At 52.5% G+C, this 18,150-nt stretch carries 17 protein-coding genes and 1 tRNA gene; 1 reads left to right on the top strand and 17 read right to left on the bottom strand.

The genetic code is table 11. The annotated features are described in order from the left end of the window. Positions 1–56: 56 nt before the first annotated feature. The 11 genes from gspD to G3M78_12865 all read right to left on the bottom strand — a co-directional run bounded on the left by gspD (position 57) and on the right by G3M78_12865 (position 11,837). Positions 57–2,630: a type II secretion system secretin GspD gene (gene gspD / locus G3M78_12915; protein ID QPJ66245.1), complete on the bottom strand. Its 2,574-nt coding sequence runs from the start codon at positions 2,628–2,630 to the stop codon at positions 57–59. Continuing rightward, entirely contained in the window at positions 2,627–3,202 is a 576-nt protein-coding gene (locus G3M78_12910; GenBank protein QPJ66244.1) for a hypothetical protein, read from the bottom strand. The genes gspD and G3M78_12910 overlap by 4 nt, the downstream gene beginning before the upstream one ends. Next, a complete protein-coding gene (locus G3M78_12905) occupies positions 3,199–4,674 on the bottom strand; it encodes a hypothetical protein (protein QPJ66243.1) in 1,476 nt (491 codons plus the stop codon). The genes G3M78_12910 and G3M78_12905 overlap by 4 nt, the downstream gene beginning before the upstream one ends. Then, positions 4,671–5,651, bottom strand: coding sequence for a general secretion pathway protein GspK (locus tag G3M78_12900; GenBank protein QPJ66242.1), 981 nt, complete (start codon positions 5,649–5,651; stop codon positions 4,671–4,673). The genes G3M78_12905 and G3M78_12900 overlap by 4 nt, the downstream gene beginning before the upstream one ends. Next, positions 5,638–6,498 (bottom strand): type II secretion system protein, encoded by an 861-nt coding sequence (locus G3M78_12895; protein ID QPJ66241.1) that lies wholly within the window; start codon positions 6,496–6,498, stop codon positions 5,638–5,640. The genes G3M78_12900 and G3M78_12895 overlap by 14 nt, the downstream gene beginning before the upstream one ends. A 1-nt stretch (position 6,499) precedes the next feature. Then, positions 6,500–7,150: a prepilin-type N-terminal cleavage/methylation domain-containing protein gene (locus G3M78_12890; GenBank protein ID QPJ66240.1), complete on the bottom strand. Its 651-nt coding sequence runs from the start codon at positions 7,148–7,150 to the stop codon at positions 6,500–6,502. Next, complete coding sequence (locus tag G3M78_12885) at positions 7,092–7,589, bottom strand: prepilin-type N-terminal cleavage/methylation domain-containing protein (GenBank protein QPJ66239.1); 498 nt, start codon at positions 7,587–7,589, stop codon at positions 7,092–7,094. The genes G3M78_12890 and G3M78_12885 overlap by 59 nt, the downstream gene beginning before the upstream one ends. Beyond that, entirely contained in the window at positions 7,582–8,028 is a 447-nt protein-coding gene (gspG, locus tag G3M78_12880) for a type II secretion system major pseudopilin GspG (GenBank protein ID QPJ66858.1), read from the bottom strand. Before gspG ends, G3M78_12885 begins: the two co-directional genes overlap by 8 nt. Positions 8,029–8,102: 74 nt before the next feature. Beyond that, on the bottom strand, positions 8,103–9,329 hold the full coding sequence (gene gspF, locus G3M78_12875) for a type II secretion system inner membrane protein GspF (protein QPJ66238.1): 1,227 nt from the start codon (positions 9,327–9,329) through the stop codon (positions 8,103–8,105). A gap of 7 nt (positions 9,330–9,336) precedes the next feature. Then, a complete protein-coding gene (gspE, locus tag G3M78_12870) occupies positions 9,337–11,040 on the bottom strand; it encodes a type II secretion system ATPase GspE (GenBank protein ID QPJ66237.1) in 1,704 nt (567 codons plus the stop codon). Positions 11,041–11,054: 14 nt separating this feature from the next. Then, on the bottom strand, positions 11,055–11,837 hold the full coding sequence (locus G3M78_12865; protein ID QPJ66236.1) for a hypothetical protein: 783 nt from the start codon (positions 11,835–11,837) through the stop codon (positions 11,055–11,057). A gap of 258 nt (positions 11,838–12,095) precedes the next feature. Here G3M78_12865 and G3M78_12860 point away from each other — a divergent pair, with 258 nt between their 5' ends. Next, positions 12,096–12,452 (top strand): hypothetical protein, encoded by a 357-nt coding sequence (locus tag G3M78_12860; GenBank protein QPJ66235.1) that lies wholly within the window; start codon positions 12,096–12,098, stop codon positions 12,450–12,452. Between the two features lie 45 nt (positions 12,453–12,497). Here G3M78_12860 and G3M78_12855 read toward each other — a convergent pair whose 3' ends face one another. From G3M78_12855 to G3M78_12830, 6 genes are all read right to left on the bottom strand, one after another. Continuing rightward, on the bottom strand, positions 12,498–13,841 hold the full coding sequence (locus G3M78_12855; protein QPJ66234.1) for a radical SAM protein: 1,344 nt from the start codon (positions 13,839–13,841) through the stop codon (positions 12,498–12,500). A gap of 223 nt (positions 13,842–14,064) precedes the next feature. Further along, on the bottom strand, positions 14,065–15,705 hold the full coding sequence (locus G3M78_12850; protein ID QPJ66233.1) for an acetolactate synthase large subunit: 1,641 nt from the start codon (positions 15,703–15,705) through the stop codon (positions 14,065–14,067). A gap of 154 nt (positions 15,706–15,859) precedes the next feature. Next, positions 15,860–16,201 (bottom strand): CBS domain-containing protein, encoded by a 342-nt coding sequence (locus tag G3M78_12845; GenBank protein ID QPJ66232.1) that lies wholly within the window; start codon positions 16,199–16,201, stop codon positions 15,860–15,862. Between the two features lie 202 nt (positions 16,202–16,403). Continuing rightward, a complete protein-coding gene (locus tag G3M78_12840; GenBank protein ID QPJ66231.1) occupies positions 16,404–16,550 on the bottom strand; it encodes a hypothetical protein in 147 nt (48 codons plus the stop codon). Between the two features lie 270 nt (positions 16,551–16,820). Beyond that, a tRNA-Pro gene (locus G3M78_12835) sits at positions 16,821–16,897 on the bottom strand. Between the two features lie 118 nt (positions 16,898–17,015). After that, on the bottom strand, positions 17,016–18,143 hold the full coding sequence (locus G3M78_12830; protein QPJ66230.1) for a radical SAM protein: 1,128 nt from the start codon (positions 18,141–18,143) through the stop codon (positions 17,016–17,018). Between the last annotated feature and the right edge of the window lie 7 nt (positions 18,144–18,150).

The following is an 18,150-nucleotide window of genomic DNA, read 5'->3' as shown; positions in this document are numbered from 1 at the left end:
TTCAAACGAGTAAGGCAGACCCTGCAGGGGAGAAGACGGCGGTTGGCGGTCTTCACCTAGCCTCGGTTCACGTATTGGCTGAAATCGCCGAGGCGACGCTCGAACTGTTTGGTGATGAACTCGGAGTCCTCGCTGTTGGAAATGATGTGCGGGGTGATGAACAGCATCAGCTCGGTTTTCTTTTTTGAGTCCTCCTTGCTGCCAAACAAACGGCCCAGATAGGGAATGTCTTTCAAGTAGGGAACGCCGCTTGAATTTTCGTTGATTGTGGTTCGCATCAAACCGCCCATGATCAGCACCTGCTTGTCGCGCAGGACCACTTCGGTGTTGACCAGGCGTTTGCTGAAGGAGGGCGTGGTATCGCCAGACTTCAGGGTGATGTCGTTGCCCTGACTGCTGATTTCCTGATTGATCTTCAGGTTGACGAAATTGTCGGAATTGATTTTAGGAACGATGTCGAGTTTGATGCCGACGTCCTTGAATTCGATGGTTGTTCCTACCAGTGACGAGCCTCCCGTTGTGTCCAGAATCGAACTGCTTTCAATCGGGACTTCGTCGGTGATGGAAATGCTCGCCGCCTTGTTGTCCGAGGTCACCAGAATCGGATTGGCGAGGATGTCTGCCTTGGAGTCTGAAGCGAATAATTGCAGGGTCGCCGACAGTTTGCCCGCCTGATTGACGACCAGCGAGCCGCCCGTTGTGAGCAGGCTGGCGGTGGCCGCGCCGAGCGTGGCTCCCAGAGTATTGCCATTGACGCCGCCGGAAACGGTCGGACTGCCCATATTATCCTGAATCGCCAGTTGCAGGCCGGTGGCGGTGTTTTCGTCAATGGTCACATCGACGATGAGCACTTCAATGAGCACCTGTTGCGGGAACAGGTCGAGTTTCTTGATGAGCGCCAGTATCGCCGGATAGTTTCTCGGATTGGTGCGAATGATGATCGAGTTGGTGTCGGGATCGGGAATGATGGTGATATCGCCTTCGAGCTTTTCACCGCTGATGCCGCCTGCGGTGACGCTGACGTTGGTTCCTGAAGATTTGTCGCCCTTATCCGTTTTGCTCCCGGTTTCTTTTGTACTCGTTGTTGTTTTTTTCGTGTCCTTGTCCGAGGTCAGCTTGATATTGCCCAGCGACGATTGACCGGACGACTGGCCGAAAATTCCGTTCAGCAGGGTGGAGATCGCCGCCGCCTCGCCATTTTGCACATAGTAGACAAAGGTGCTGACATTGCCTTCGGCGATGGGCTGGTCGAGTTTCTGCATCCAGAAGTCGATGGTCGGCGTCAGACTCTCGATGGTGTTGACCACGAGAATCGAGTTCATCCGCTCGATGGGAAGAAAGGTCAGGGATTTGTCGAGCGCGTCGGCAAAGCCCATCGCGGTGAATATTTTTTTAAGCTCTTCGGCGACGTCCTCGTCGTTTGCATTGTTCAGTCGGTACAGTTGAATGTCCGAAGAAGCCAGCTTATCCACGTCGAGCGCCTTGACGATTTTGACCAGTCGTTTCAGATTGGATGCGATTTCAACCAGCATCATGTTCTGCGAACCGGGCACTTCAATGAACTGCGCTTTTTCAGTGAGCAGGGGTTTGAGAACTTTCTCGGCGGCTTCCTTTGAAATGTTCTGCAAGGAAACGATCTGGATGACCATGCGTTCGTCCGAAGGCAAGGCCGGATCGTCGTCGAGGTAAACGCCGGTGGCTTTTCTCTGCGCCTCTTCGATGGGCAGGAAACGATAAAAATTGCCGCTCTTCACGACGGTGATATTGTGCAGGGCAAGAATCTGTTCCAGCACCGGGTACAGGTCTTTCACGTCGATTTTATTGAAGGTCTGCAAGGTGACCTTGCCTTCGATCGCGCCTTCGATGATGTAGTCGAGTTGCAGTAATTCGCAGAAGGTGGTGATGACGTCGTAAACCTCGGTGCCTTCGAAATTCAGGGTGATATGCTTCGCCTGAAGCAATTCCGGAGGAACCGGCGGACTGGGATCGAGGTGCGTGCGCAAATCATCCAGCGCTCCGGTATCGCGCATTTGCAGGATATCGAGATTGCTCAATTGCTGATCCGGCTCATCTTCGATTTCATCCTTAGAGGTTTGGATTGTTTCAGGCGCTTGCGCAACTGCCTCGCCGGATTGTTTGGCTGGCGGCGCGACCGTTGGTTCCACAGTCGTTTCCTTAGGCGTTGTTTCAGGCGGAACGGCGTCCTGACCGGAGATGAAGAATTTTCGTCCTCTGGCGTTTTCTACGAGATACCAGTTTTGTTCCTCTTCCGGTAAACGCTGAGAGCGAATCAGTTTGTAGTTCGCGTCAATCTTGGCGACGCCGATTTGTTTGAAACGCTCTCCGGGGCCTTTGCGCAAGGGCGCGTCGACCGTGACGACGGTGACGGACTTGGCGGGCGGCTGAATCTGCTCGAGCGCCTTCAATTCTTTATCGGCGATGACGTCGCCTTGCGGCGCGCCTGGCTTGCCCGATGGATCGCCGGGTTTCGTTGAATCCTTGCGCTTTGCGTACAACTCTTCCAGCGCGGTTTGCTCTTTCAGCTTGTCGATGGTGGACTTGCGCTTTTGCGCGCAACCGAGCGACAGCGTCAGCAGGGCGATCAGAATGAATGTTAAAAAATGTCTCATGTGTTTTGCTTGTCCCCGGATTCGAACTGGTGGATGAAACCGCTGATCAATAACCGGGTTTGGAGTTTTTCGGGTTCTCCCTTGGCGGAGATGCGGCTGTTCAATTCTTCAATCACTAGAAATTTTTGATGGCTCTCCACGGAGCGGATGAATTGCGTCAGGCCGCGCGTTGTGGACAGCAGGGTGACTTCAATGGGAACCGAGAGCAGGCCCTGAACGAAGCGGGCTTTTTCCACCCTTACGCGCGGCATTTCGACGCCGGATTGACGCGACAGCTCCTCCAGAATTTTTTGCAATTGCGCGGCGGCCAGGCCGGGCTGGTTCTCATCCAGAAAGCGTTGCTCCAACTGCGTGCGGATTTGCTGGTTGGCTTGCTCCTGTTGCTGGTACAGCGATTCCTGATTGATCACGGCAAAATATTTTTGAATGAATAAAATTTTGTTCTCTATATCCTGAACGGCGCTTTTGTTCTTTTTGTAAAGCGGTTCGGCGACGAAAAGGTAGAGTACGTAAAAGACGATGAAGACCGCTCCGCCGATCAGAAATTGTTTGTCCCGCGCTGTCATCGTCACGATACCGACTCCATTTGCGCCTTGATGGAAAATTTTTCCCCAGCCGCTTCGCTGAGGATTGTTCCCGTGAACGAGGCGTCTCGAAACAACGGCGAATTTTCTATGATGGGAATCAATTTCGATGCGGAGCTGGAATAGCCCTTCACTTCCATTTCATTTTTTGTGAATTTGACGGTCGTGAGCCAGGAGTCTCCCGGAACGATGTTTGATAATTCGAGCAGGGCGGCGAGGCGCGCCGGGTGATCCGCTTCGATAGCGTTCAGGGTGTGCGTGGATCGTTCCAGCGTTTCAAATGCGAGATCGATTTTTTCGAAGGCGCCTGCCTGGGTTTTGATTTCCTGTAATTGCCGGTCGAGATTTGCGAGCGTTTGCTTGTTGTACAAGGTTTGGTTGACCCACAGACCAGCGATCAACAGTATAACCCCTGCGGCCATTCCGGCGGTAACTTTTAAATTGCCCCGTTTCTTTTTAGGACGTTTTTCGACGGGGAGCAAATTTCCGCGGTTATTGCCTGAATTCAATTCAGCCACAGCCAGACCCAATGCGGTTGTGTGGTAAGCCGGGTCGAATTCTCCCCGCGTCCAGTCGCGCATGCCATTGAGCTTGCCCAGGGCTTCGACCTGAACGCCTGAAGTTTTTTCGAGAGCGTAAGCCAGGCTATTCGCCAGCTCTCCGCCTCCGCAGAGCCAGATGCGTTCGATGGATTCAGATTCCTGAATGTTGCGGCACTGACCGAGAGCGTTTTGCAATCCTTCAATGACAAGTTTCGCCAGACCCTGCGACAAGGCTTCAAAATGGGAAGAGGACAAGGCGTCGTTGGCGTAGGCTTTTTGTATGTCTGGATCGTTCAGCGGGATGTGTCTGGATGCCTCAATGCCGCCGTTTTTCATGATGACGGTTTCGATGCTTTTTGCGTCGATGTCGACAATCGCTGAAATTTCATCTCGAGCGCCGGGACGAGAGAGCGCGAGTGAGGCGTTGGCAATGGTCGACAGATTGGCTGAAGCCGGAGGCAGACTCAATTTATCCATCAGTTCAAAATAATAATCGGCTTTCTCCGAACGTATCGCCGCCGCAGAGATATGAAACTGACTGGCGCCGCGTTGGACGTATAGATGGTCGGCGTAGCAGTGTTCCATTGATGCAAAATGCCGCTCCATTTCAAATTCGATCATTGCTGGAACCGATTTTGCGTCCGGCGCGGGCAGTTCAAAAGTTTCGAATGTGAAAAGTCGACGCGGCAGGCTGATCGCGGTCGCCTGAGGCCAGGCGTTATGATGCATGAGGAAGCGGTTCGCTTCGGTCAAAAAGACCTGTTCTTCTTTTTTGTCCGGTCCATCGATATCGCGAATGCGGAACCAGCAGGCTCCAAGCAGGTCGGTCTGGGTCAGTTTCTTGCCAATGAGAACCATGGCAACGGAGTCGCTGCGGATATCGATCCCAATGGATTTTTCAAGATAGATTGGTTTCATTCGCTGAACGAGTTGTCGTCCCAAAAGAGAGTGGTTAACGCCGGTTTACCGTCCACCAGCGTTTTCTGAAAGACGGCTTCGATGCTGTGCTCGGCGCCTCCGGGTATGGAGCCGGTGGAGCGGACGCGAAAATGCGTCGAGGTTGAATTATTGAAATAACCTTTCGCGGTTTTTTGAGACAGGATGTTGCTCATTTGCTCGCCGCTGTAAAACACTCGCAAAGCCGCCGCGCTCATGGTGTTGGGATTGGTCTGTCTGACGTTGTAAATCGTAAATAAATCCTTGAGTCCTGCGCCGATTTCGTCGGAGCCGTAAAACAATTCCGGGGTGACGCCGCGGACTAGCAGGAGTTCATTGATGGATTCGATGCGCCCGTTTTTCGCCTTGTAGGGCGGCGTTTGCGATTGGTAATAATCGTTTTCGGCGCCGTTCAGGCGATGCGTGTCGTTGTCGTCGATCCAGTCGAGAATGGAATCGGCGATGATGTCGCGATCCTGCCCGACCTCCAGCCCGAGCGCGGCGAGTACCTTGATGATGGCTTCGCGCGAGGCGGTGTTGACGCCGATTTTTCCGTTTTCGTCTGTGATCGAGTAAGTCACGGTTCCTTGTCCGAGTTCAATGTCGTCCCGGTTGATTTCAAAAAATTCCTGCGTTTCTTCTTCGCCAGCGCTGACGCTGGTTCCGCTCTGAGCGGGAATGCCGCTGATCCATCCCAGTTCGGGGTGAATCGAATGAAATTTTGCCTTGCGAATGATTTCCGCCATCGCCAACTGGACGCCGGACTTCGCAAGGAAATAGGCTTCCAGATCGTCCTTGTAATTGCGCGTGGCGTTGACTTCGGTTTTCATCGAAAACGCGAACTCGCTGGCCAGCGCCATGAGGATGACGAGGAGCCATAAAACGGCCATCAAGGCGATCCCGCGTTCCTGCCCGATTCTGCGCGCCAAAGGCGTCGGAATTTTGTCAGTTGGCGGCATCTTCAGCCTCTCTAGCAGGTAATGCAAATTCCATTCCAGAATTCAGCGGTATGATGATGGGCGGCGCGTAAGCGACCACCGCTTCTTCCTCGCCTATGGGCTGTTCGGTCAGGCCGATGGAGATTTCTATGGCGCGCGGCAGGCTGATGGCGTCGTCGCCCTGGATTCCCAAACGTTTGTTGCGTTCTATTTCCGCTTCCGTCAATTGACGGGCGCTGACGTTAAAAATTTCGTCGACCCAGAGTCCGCGATGGGTGATGGATGGGTTGGATTGGCTCTCCAGTTCGTTTTTGGGGATTTTCTCCATTTGGTAATATCGGAACTTGAGATATTTGACGTCTTTGGAAAGCATGTAGAAGCGCGAGTCCGGCTGGTCCGGTTCGATATAGGTGAAGAGGTTGTCGCCCTGAATTTCCCTTTCCATCAGAATGATTCCGGTTTCTCCTGTTTTCGGGAGTTCTCCCTGATAGATGAGCGTTTCATGCGCGAAGGGCGCGTGTTCCGGGTCGCCGGTCAAGGGCGGAGAGAAAGTCACGAGGCGCACGAAATTTTCTCCTCCCTGAAATGCGAGCGAACGTTTGGCGGCTTGCAGGTTGGCTTCATCGCGCGCGAAGGTCTGGTCTTTTTTCTGGATATAGACGGGGTAATTGGATTTGATTTTCTGCCCCAGCTGTTGCGCGATGGTTCTCAGGCGTTGATGCGTTTCCGCTTTGTTGTCTCCCGCGTCGCGGGCCATGATGCCGAGCCGGATGCCGCCGAGGGACAGGCCGACCATGAGGGCGACAATCGCCAGCGACAGGATGAGTTCCAGCAGGGTGAAGCCGTCGGATTGTGAGATGGATTTCATATCAGGTGGCTCCGATGATGATTTTGCCCACCGAACCGCTGGGGATGGAGGAGCCGCTTCCTGAAATATGAAAGCCTCCGGTTGAAGAGCCGCTGATGTTGGCGCCGGAAGAGGAGTCCCCATCACCCGCATCAGGCGTTTCTGCGGGCGCTTCCGCGCCGCCTGCGGCGATCGATCCGGCGCCGCCAGCGAAGAGTTCGCTCAAGTCGGAGTCGGGCCGGGGGTAGCTCTCGCCTGCAAGAGTGAGAGCGGCGAGTTGCACATTCTTTTCCTTGCCGGCGTCGTTCCACAAAACAGTGAGGAGAATCTGGTACAGGTTGATCTGGTTGTCCGGGTCGTTCAGTTCTGACTCGTAGGGGGAGATTTCAACTTCCCAACGATAAGGGTCTTCAAAATAACCGCTGGTTTCGTTCAATTGAAAATTGGAAAGCTCCATTTCGTTGAATTTCGAATGGGCGAGCGTCGACGCTTTCAGATACTGTTCGGACAGGGAGGCGGATTTCACGCTTCCTGAAAACAGTTCCATGACCGTGACGAAGCCGATGGCCAGTATGGCCATGGAGACCACGACTTCCAGAAGCGAGAAGCCGGCCTCAGGATTCTTTTTGTTCGATGCGGCTTGCGCCGGTGACGGGGTCGATGGTGATGACATAGTATGAGTCCGATTCTTCGCGTTCAACAGGCTCGATGCGAATCTTTCCGCCGCTGGCGCTTCCTTGCGGAAAAAACTGTATGGAAAAGACGCCGGAGGAAACAGGCTCGCTTTCGTTTTCGTAAGCCGCGACTCTGGCGTCGCCTTCCACCGTGCGCTCCAGGGTCTGTTCTTCATCGTCGCCCCGGCTCAAGGAGTAACGGTTGGCGTCGATATCAACGCTGAACAGGTAGCGTTTTTTATGCGTCACCGCTTCGTTCCGCGCATAGCGCAGAGCGGCGGCCATTTTGCGAGTCGCCGTGTTCAGCTGAATGCGCTCGACGGTGGACATGACGAAGGGCGTCGCCAGCCCGGCGACCAGTCCCATGAGAACCAGAACCAGGATCAGTTCCAGCAGGGTGAAGCCCTCGCTCGTTGCAGAACTTCGACGCTTAGCCAATATGTTTCCAGCTGACAATATCCTGATTGATTTCCTCCCCGCCTTCGGCGTTATCGGCGCCGTAGGACACCAGATCGTAATCGCCATGTTGTCCCGGAGATTTGTAGACATAGGGATTCCCCCAAGGGTCTTTTGGGATTTCTTTTTTCAAATACGATTGAATGGCCTCCAGTCCCTGGTCGGTGGTCGGGTATTTATGCTTTTCCAGTCGGTAGAGATCGAGCGCCTGACCGAGCAATTCGATCTGCGCCTGGGCGTCCTGTTGCATGGCCTTGTCCACCTGACCAAAAAATTTGGGGACCACGAGTCCGGCGAGCAAGGCGATGATGACCATCACGACCATGAGTTCAATCAGCGTGAACCCCAGGTCTGACTTTTTTAACGATGGCGCAATGTCTGCTTTGCCCGACTTTTTCAACGACCATGAGGCGCGTGTCATGGCGTTGGCTTTTAATATCGACAGTGTGATGCGTGTTCTGTTCATAGCGTGTATATCGATCCTGTAAAAAATAATTAAAAAGACACTTCGTTGACGCTGAAGATTGCGAGTAACATGGAGATGACGATGAATCCGATGATCACCGCCATCAGTAAAATCATGATCGGTTCGATCAGGGAAATGAGTTGTTTGATGGATCGCTCGACTTCCCTGTCGTAGGTGTTCGATACTTTTTCCAACATTTCATCCAGCGTTCCGGACTGCTCGCCGATGGTGATCATATGCGTCGCCAGCGCGGGAAAAACGCCGGTTTCGATCAAGGGGCCGGACAGGCCGAGTCCGCCTTTGAGACCCTTGTGGATATGATCCATCGCCCGGCTGATGACGCGGTTTTCCAGAATACTGCTGACAATGGTGAGCGCCTGCAAGACCGGGACGCCGCTTTGAAGCAGGGTGGAAAGCGTTCTGCTGAACCGGGAGACTTCGATTTTCTCGATCAGAGAGCCGAGGACGGGAAGTTTCAATAACAGCCCGTCCCATTTCAAACGTCCCTTCTCCGTTTTCAAAAACAGATAAAATCCAAAGCCGAAGGCGATCGTCGCTATGAGCAAGGCCCACCAGTAATCCGTCAACAGTGCGCTGAAGCCGAGCATGATTTTCGTGGGCGTCGGCAGGGCCTGTCCCATCTCCTCGAAGAGCTTGGAGAATTGCGGGATGACGACGGTGATGAGTACGGCGACGGCGCCGCCGCCGACCAGCGTCAGGATCGCCGGGTAGACCATGGCGGAACGGATGTTGGCCTTGAGTTCTTCCGAGCGTTCGAGAAACCCGGCGAGCCGGGTGAGGGAGGGGCCGAGGGTCCCGCCCGCTTCTCCGGCGCGGATCATGTTCAAATAGAGCTTGGAGAAATCTTTGGGATGCTCCGCCAGCGCGTCGGCGAGGGAGCTTCCTGCATGAACTTTTTCCTGAACGTCGGCGAGAACCGATTTGCTGTAGGCTTTCTCTGTCAACTGCGTGAGCACGCCGAGGCTTTTGTCGATGGTGAATCCCGATTCCACCAGCGTCGCCAGTTGCTGGGTGATGTCCATCATCTCCCGCGGCGAGATTCGTTTGCCGAATTCGAATTTGATCTCCGGGCTGTTAAGCGAAACCTTTTTCTTCAGCGGCTGGCTTTTGACCTCGATCGGGAAATAGTTGAGGCTTCGGACGGACTGCACCGCCATGCGGTAATCTGCGGCTTCAACATGGCCTTCGCAATAATTTCCGCGTTGATCGGTGGCGCGGTAGTAATAGGTGCTCATGATGATTTTATACGCTGTCGTTCAGGGTGACTCGGAGAACTTCTTCGACCGTGGTGACGCCTTCCAGAACTTTTCTCCAGCCGTCGTCTCTCAAGCGACGCATGCCGGTTTTCATGGCGGCGGCGCGAATGACGTGGGAGCTGGCCTTCTCGACGATGAGTCGTCGGATTTCATCGTCGACGATCAGCAATTCGTAAATGCCGACGCGCCCGCGAAACCCGGTTTGGTTGCAGGCTTTACAGCCTTTGCCGTGAAAGACCATGACCTTGCCTTTGTCTCCCAGGCCGATTTCCTGAACGAACTGGGCGGGCAGGGCGACGGGTTCCTTGCAGTGTTCGCAAATGATGCGCACCAGTCGCTGGGCGAGCACGCCGAGCAGGGCGGACGACAGGAGATAGCTTTGAACGCCCATGTCGAGCAGGCGCGATACGGCGCCCGCCGCGTCGTTGGTGTGAACGGTGCTGAAAACCATGTGACCGGTCAGGGCGGCCTGAATAGAGATGTCTGCGGTTTCCGAGTCGCGGATCTCGCCGACCATGATGACGTCGGGATCCTGGCGAACGATGGAGCGCAAGCCTTGCGCGAAACTGAGCCCGATTTGCGAGCGCACATGAATCTGGTTGACGCCTTTCATCTGATACTCGACGGGGTCTTCGATGGTGATTATTTTTTTGTCGGGCGTGTTGATTTTATCGAGAGCCGCGTACAGGGTGGTGGTCTTGCCGCTACCGGTCGGGCCGGTGACGAGGAGTTTTCCATAGGGCTTTTTAATCAACTCCTCAAATAATTTGAGTTCGCGCTCGGGGAAACCCAGGTGATCGAGATTGACCTGCAGGGCGCCGCGATCGAGAATACGCATGACCACGCTTTCGCCGTAAAGGGTGGGCAGGGTGGACACGCGCATGTCGATGTCCTTGCCGTGAATTTTCAATTTGATGCGCCCATCCTGCGGCAGACGTCGCTCCGAGATGTCCAGCTTCGCCATGATTTTGATGCGTGTGCTGATGGCGGAATTCAAACGTTTTGGCGGCGATTCCACCTCGTGCAGAATGCCGTCGACGCGGTAGCGCAGGATCAGGTCTTCAGCAAAAGGCTCAAGATGGATATCGCTGGCTCCCATTTCGATGCCGCGAGTGATGACGTGGTTGACCAGTTTGATGACGGGCGCTTCCGACGCCATGTCGCGAATTTGTTCGGCATTTTCGTCGTCGTCGCCGTTTTTGGTTTCGTCCTGATCGATTTGACCGACCATGCGATCCATCGCGGAGGCGCCGCCGCCGTAATACAGTTCGATGGATTCGAGAATATCGCTTTCGCTGGCAAGGCAGACTTTGATCTCTTTGCCCAAAGATACTTTCAGGTTTTCGATGGCTCCCCAGTCGAAGGGGTCGTACATGACGATGCGAAGCGTATTGCCTGAGACTTCAATCGGGAATACCAGTTTCTCGCGGAGAAAAGTTTCGGGAATGTCGAGTCCCTGCACGGGAAGTTCTTTGTTCTGAAAATCGTCTTTGCTCAGATAGGGCGCGCCCAGCTCTTCGCTCAAGGTGGAGAGCAGGGTCTGGACGTGGATGAAACCGTGATCGACCAGGGATTTCCCTAGATACTTTCCGTTGTGCAACTGCTTCGCTTTGATTTCCTGGAGCGATTTTTCTGAAATCTTCTTGTGTTGAAGCAGGATGCGCTCTACAGGATCAGATTTTTTCAGCATAGGGTGTTGTCCTTTTACCAGGCTCCGCCGGATACATGGGCGGGCGGAGCGATAGCGACTGGCGGAGGCGCGGACGCCACAGGGGCGGGCGCAATGCCTTGGGTTCTCTGTGGCGTTGACGGCGTTTCGGTTCTGGTTTCTGCTGGCTTCGGTATCGGCGGCGACTTTTTCTTGATATGCTTGATTTTCAAATCGTTGGGAGAAAAGTTTTTCGCCTTGTGATACAGCTCGTTGCCTCTGCGGCCGATGGTCTCGGTTGCCGTTCTTTTGTTCAAGGGCACGATCAGCGCCGATCCCTGTTGATTGCTCAGAGTCACATGGCTTCTTTCAATCTGCTCCACTCGATAGTCGCCTATTTGATCGCCGACCGAATAGCCTTTGCGTTTGACCGGTTTTTTGCTGACCACGTTATTGGTATCGCGAACGGAGAATTCACCGTCGAGAATGGCTATGTTTTTCCCATTGATCAGCATCACGCCTTTAAGCTCCAGAGTTGGCGGAGGCGTCGCCGGAACTTGCGCAACGGCTGTTGCGGATTCAGAGACCGAAGCCGGAGGCGGCGGGGGAGGAATGTATTCCGCGCGTTGCTGTCTGAATAAATTTTTAGAAGTCACTTGATTCACGACGTCTGGAGATATGATTTTCCGGCTGAGTTTCAATTCTTCAAATATTTTGGGCGCTATGGACACGGTTTGCCCATCCACCCGGGAAGGATATTTGGGGTGGGTCCATGTTTTAACGCCCAAGGCGACGATCACCAGGATCAGCGTTCCCAATATCAGATTAATTGCGGGCAAGAATCGGTTCACAGGGCCTTGGGAAAGTCGAAGAGACTTCTTCTAAGTTAATGAATTTATTGGTCTTTGTCAAGTTTCTGCTTGCTTTGGGAGCGGCCCTGGAATCATCATTTCAAAGTGAAAATCGCCTTTGAAAAAAAAGAGTTCCTTTTAGAGACCCCTACTGTTATCTTTTCGGAATAATCATGGATCGCCTTGAATGGTTTTCTGGCGTCCAATTTTTTGACGTTATTCCACACAATATAGGGTTAAAGCAAAATGAGCGCCCAAAAAATATTGACCGAGCTAAAAAAGCATATTCCCTTTCGCGTTTATGGCAAGGGACCGGTGATTGAGCTGTTTCGCGAGTTGAATTGCGTTCTGGATAAAAACACGCCTTTGGAGATCATCGACGCGTTTCGCGACAATGAATCTGGAGAGATCGTCTGTTACCTGCAGTTGGGAGGGCAGAAGGCGACAGCGGCTTTGACCAATTTGAAACTGGATATTTCCCACCCCATGTACCGGACCGTGAAGAATTACCGGAACGAGGTGGCGAACGCCATCGCTGAAGATGGAGCGGCGGACGTCAACAAGAGTTCTTTTCGCGTCGGCGACCTGTACAAAAAAAAATAAGGCGCCGCATCAGCGACGCCTTATTTCGGAGAACTTGCGCTTCTCTTATTCTTTTTCCGAATTGATGAACTTTTTGAGGAAAGGGAACATGGCGCCGCGTTTTTCGATCATTTCTTCGCGCGATTTTTTCACGACCGCTTCGTCGATCAATGCGATGTTTCTTTCTTCCGCAAATCGTTCGATGCCCTTAACGACCATTCCCCGCGCAAAGGAAGGAATGCGTTCCAGTCTCTGCTTGGCTTCCGGCGTCCATTGGACATGGTATTCGACTTCCAGACCCAGCGTGTCCTCGACTTTAAGGGTGATTTCCTTATTGCCGTATTTACCGGGTTCGTAATCACAGGAAGGATCTTCCGCCATATAATTGCCGGTTTCGGCAAAGGCGCGGGCGCGACAGCCGGAACACATGGCTGAGAATTCGCAGGTGCCGCATTTGCCTTCCAGATTTTTTCGGTCGCGCAGTTCGAGCATGCGTGGCGAATTATTCCATAAGTCTTTGAAACTGGAATTCTTCAGATTGCCGACCGGCTCTTCGATGAAGGGGCAGGGAGTCAGATTGCCTTCCGGGGTGATGCGGCTGTAATGCGTTGCCGCCGGACAGCCACCGGAGTAGGTGCGCGTGTAAACGGAATCGGGATCGTTTTCATAAACGACGCGCTTGTATTGCGGCGCGCATTTGGAATTGATCATCAGGCGTCCGCGATATTCCATTTGAAGATCGTACAGGGTTTTGAGCGCTTCTTCGTAAGCGGCGTTGGAGATATCCGTGTTGCCCTGGCCGCGACCGGTGCAGACGAGAAAATACAGGTTGAAAGCGATCGCGCCGATGCTTTCGGCATACGCGACGACTTCCGGGATTTCCTTGTAGTTCATATCGGAAACAGACATCTGGATGAGGAAATCGACGCCCACTTCGTTGAGAATGTCGAAGGCTTTGGTGGAATTTTCCCAAGCCTGATCGACGCCGCGGAATTTATTGTGTTTGATGGCGTCCATCGAATCGATGCTGATGCCGACGCCGTGCGCGCCTGCTTCCTTGATCTTCTTCGCGTTGGCGTGGTTGATGAGGGTTCCGTTGGTTCCCAGCACCACCATGAATTTTTTATCGGCGGCATAGCGGATGATTTCGTAGATGTCGGGGCGCAGTAGCGGCTCGCCACCAGTCAAAATCAGGAATGCGTTGGGGTTGACTTCGGCGATCTGGTCGACCACGCGAAAACATTCTTCGGTATTGAGTTCGTCCGTTCTGAAACCGCCGCGAAAGTCGGCGTCCAGGTAACAGTGGTCGCAATTCAAGTTGCAACGTTTGGTAAGGTTCCAGGAAATTGAATAAGCCCGGAAATCCATTTTTGCCTGGGGCGATTGCAGATCGGTAGTGGAATCTGTCATAACAACACTTTCTCCGTTAACGCATTGGGCCGTAACGCTTGATTCTGTAGGGGCCGGTGCGTTTTGAACGTTATAGAGGTAAAGGGAATCAGCGCTCCCTGAAAAGTCAATCCCCTATCATATGATTTTTTGACGCGGGAAACAAACGAATTAGCGTTTTACGCGCAGTCCATTCCGGCGCCGTTGTTAAAACGGGAGCGGAAACAGGCGTTAATTCTTCGAATCACAGCAGACAAATGCGGGAGTTGAGTTCTTCTGTGAGGAAGCGCTCGTTCTCGGTATAGTCGACCGGGACTTCGATCAGATGCACGCCCTTGGACTTGAGGCACTTGTCCATCGTCGTCGCGAGTTCCGCCGAGGATGTGATCCGATGTCCTTCGGCGCCATATGAACGGGCGTATTCAACAAAATCGGGATTGCCGTAATCCAGCCCGAAATAAGGGAAGCCCATGCCCGCTTGTTTCCATTTAATCATTCCGTAGGCGTCGTCCCTGAGGATCAGGATAACGATGTCGAGCTTGAGGCGAACCGCCGTTTCCATTTCCTGTGAGTTCATCATGAATCCGCCGTCGCCACAAATCGCCATGACTTTCTTCTTGGGATTGACGATTTTTGCCGCCATCGCCGAGGGGAACCCGGCTCCCATGGTCGCCAGGGCATTGTCGAGCAGGACGGTGTTGGGTTTGTAGGCCTTGTAATTGCGCGCGAACCAGATCTTGTAGACGCCGTTGTCGAGGGCGATGACGCCGTCGTCTGGCATGACTTTTCTGACTTGAGACACCAGGTATTGCGGGATGACGGGGCAATGATCGTCCGCGCTTTTCAGCTCGATATGCGCTTCGATTTCATTTTTAACGCGCTCGAAATAGCTGAAATTCCAGTTGGGCGAAGGTTTGAGCTTTTTGGAAATTTGTTGAATGCTGTGGGCAATGTCTCCGACCAGGTTGAGTTGAGGGAAATACACCTCGTCGACCTGGGCGGCAAAATTATTGATATGGATCACCTGCGCGCCGCCGACTTCCATAAAAAACGGCGGCTTCTCGATCACGTCATGTCCGACATTGATGATTAGATCGGCGCGGTCTATCGCGCAATGGATATAGTCCTGTGTGGACAGCGCGGCGGTTCCCAGGTATTTCGGGTGGCGTTCGTCGATCACGCCTTTGCCCATTTGCGTATTGAAAAAATAGAGTCCGCTTTTGTCAACGAGTTTTGCCAGCGCCTTGCAGGTGCGGTTGCGATTGGCGGCGGCGCCGATGAGCAGAAGGGGGCGGGTCGCTTTGCGTATCATTTCGACGGCTTGATCTACGATCTTGGAATCGGAGAAGGGACGCCGGGATTCTATGATTTCAAGGGGCTGGCTTGTGCAATCTTCGGCGGCAATGTCTTCAGGCAACTCAAGGTGGACGGCTCCGGGCCGTTCCTCCTGGGCCAGGCGAATGGCCTCGCGGACGGCGACGGGGATATTGTTCCCATGCACGATCTGTCGGGTGAATTTTGTGATGGGGCGCATGATCTCAACGACGTTGAGTATTTGAAAACGACCCTGCTTGCTTTTTTTGATGGGTTTTTGACCGGAAATCATGAGGATGGGCATGGCTCCCAATTGGGCGTAGGCCGCCGCCGTGATGAAATTGGTGACGCCTGGGCCAAGCGTGGAGAGGCACACGCCGACTTTGCCTGTGAGCCGCCCATAAGTTGCGGCCATGAATCCTGCGGCCTGTTCGTGTCGAGTGAGTATGAGTTTGATTTTCGAGTTTCTTAATGACTCGAGAAAATCAAGATTCTCTTCTCCGGGGATTCCGAAGATATATTCGACGTCTTCTTTTTCAAGGGATTTAACAAACAGGTCCGATGCTTTCATGAACTATTCCTTTAATCATGGAACCCCGCCGGCGCGTAGCCGTGGGATTCTAATTGTATTGTCTGTGTGATTTAAGAGAAAACAGAGGTGGCTAAGCCTTCGAACCTGTCGAAGGTTTTATGATGATGTCTTAAAATAATACCGCCGGGGCGGATCAGCGCGTCATATCTTTGAAGGTCAGAATACCGATAATTTTCTTATTATCCGTCGCCGCAAGATGTTTGATTTTGTGCCGCAACATGTATTCGTGAGCTTCTTCACGCGGGAGGTAATACTCCATGCCCAATATCGGGGAGGACATGACCGCATGGGCCAGAGTGGTTTTTGGATCGAGACCTTTAGCGATGGCTTTCCTGACGATGTCTTTAGGGGTGACAATTCCTTCATACTCTCCATTGTTGGTGATCAAGAGGGAGCTGACTTTTTGCTCAACGAGTTGAACTGCGCATTCGACCAATGTAGTGTCTTTATCTACGCTAACAATTGAAGATCTCATGAAATCTCTAATTTGATCCATCATCAAGCCTCTCTCTAAGGATTAATTAAGCTTATGAGGATATTATAGATAGTTTAAATGATTTTTGCAGAGAAATTTTGCAGGCTTGGAAAAGCCCGTGAGGCAGGGGGGTATCGATGCTTCGAGGAATTGAAGTTTTCTGTGATCGCATTCCCATGCGACACGAGAAGTGTTGCGCTTCTTACATGAGAAAGTAAAAGATGATGCCTGGAATGGCGCCTCCACTGACTGCGGCAGCGATGGCTTTGATCCAGAAATAAGGAACCACCTGTTTGTCACCTGAAAGATCCTGGTTGGTGTTGGATGTAATCGTTTTGGCGGCTGGCATGAGAAACTCCTGGATGGTGAGAGCTGGATTGAACCAATCTATATGCTATTCACTGCGGCTGAAAAAGAGCAAAACATTAGATGAATTTGCTGTGGAGCGGCCTTTATCTGAAATCGAAAGGCGGGTGGGCGCTATGGAAAATTTAAAAAGAGCGGGTTAAAAAAACAAAGGCTTCTGATGCTTGTGCAATTTTTGTGCAGGGTGGAACCAATCGCGAAATCCCTGGTCGGTGGAATTGTTGTAAAACCTTGTTTTATATAACGAAGGTATTGGTCGGGATGAGAGGATTTGAACCTCCGACCCCTTCGTCCCGAACGAAGTGCGCTACCAGGCTGCGCTACATCCCGATGAATGAAACCCTGAGGTCAGACGCTATTTTAGTCAAAACGCGACAAAAGTCCACAGTTTTCTATGCAGAACAGGAGCGCAAATTTCTATTCTTTTAACGTCGTTGATACTTGTAGTTCAGTTCTTTTTGTAAAAGAAGGGTTTTAGAAATTTCCAGATAACGATGGAGCCAATCTGGTTTCCCAAAGATTTCAACCAGGTGCTTCCGCCAAGGCATTTCTGACAATGGGGATGCACAACCTTGAAGTTTTTGAAGCCTTCAATGGCGTCGATGATAGGTTTGGAATTCAAAATATCGACGATGGGGTTTTCAAAAACATTGCCTGCCGTGGTCTTGCCGTCAAAATCCTTACAGCAGTATGACAGGTTGCCGTTGCACTGGATGGCGAAGTGATCGGTCAGGGCGCTGCAATAGCCTACTTTGGATGGCACCACGTTGTCGCCGACAAAGGCGTTGCCCCAGGTGTCGAGAATATAGGTTTCAAAATAGACATTGGGAACCACCTGCACGACATTCCACTTGAAGGCAGACAGCTTCTGGATTTTATCCAGAACTTCCGTGCGGGCCTGGTCGGAACTCGGCGGGCTGATCTTATGAAGTTCATTGGCCCAGTAAGTGAAGGTGTTGCGCAATTCCTGCGTGTTGTTGATGACCTTCATGGTTCCCAGCGACCAGTCTTCTCCCGGAACGTCGGTTTGTATGGTCGTGTTCAGAAAATGCATTTTGATCTTCGGCGGTTCCTTCTGCTTGAGGCAGGCCGCGATGAATTCAAGTATCTTTTGCTGATATTCGTCGAACTCCATGCGTCGCGCCTTGCGGGTCTTGAAAGACTCGGCGTCCGGCGTTTGCAGGGAAATATTCATTTGCGAAACCGTTACGGTTTCCAGCTTCTTTGCAATTTCTTCGTTCAGGTAGGTGCCGTTGGTGGTCACGCCTGTTTTCACGCCCAAACTCGCCGCATGCTCTAAAATGTCAAAAAAGCGCGGGTGCATGAAAGGCTCGCCCATGATATGGAAAGTGATCTTCTCCGCCATATTGTATTCGGCGATTTCGTCGATGATGCCGCAGACCTTGTCGAAGTCCATGTACTCGTACTTGCGGGTCATCTCCTGCTTGGGGCAGAAAGTACAGTCAAAGTTACACACATTGGTTAATTCAATGTGAATGCGTTGCATGGGGAACTGAACCAGTTCGCCGATCTTGCCCGGTACTTTTTTAGGTATTGTTTTGACGTGAGTTAGCATAGGTATG

This window comes from Candidatus Nitrohelix vancouverensis, assembly GCA_015698305.1.
In the GTDB taxonomy this organism is placed as follows: Bacteria; Nitrospinota; Nitrospinia; order Nitrospinales; family VA-1; genus Nitrohelix; species Nitrohelix vancouverensis.
Note: the sequence above shows the minus strand (reverse complement) of the source record. Positions and strands in the feature narration are given on the sequence as shown.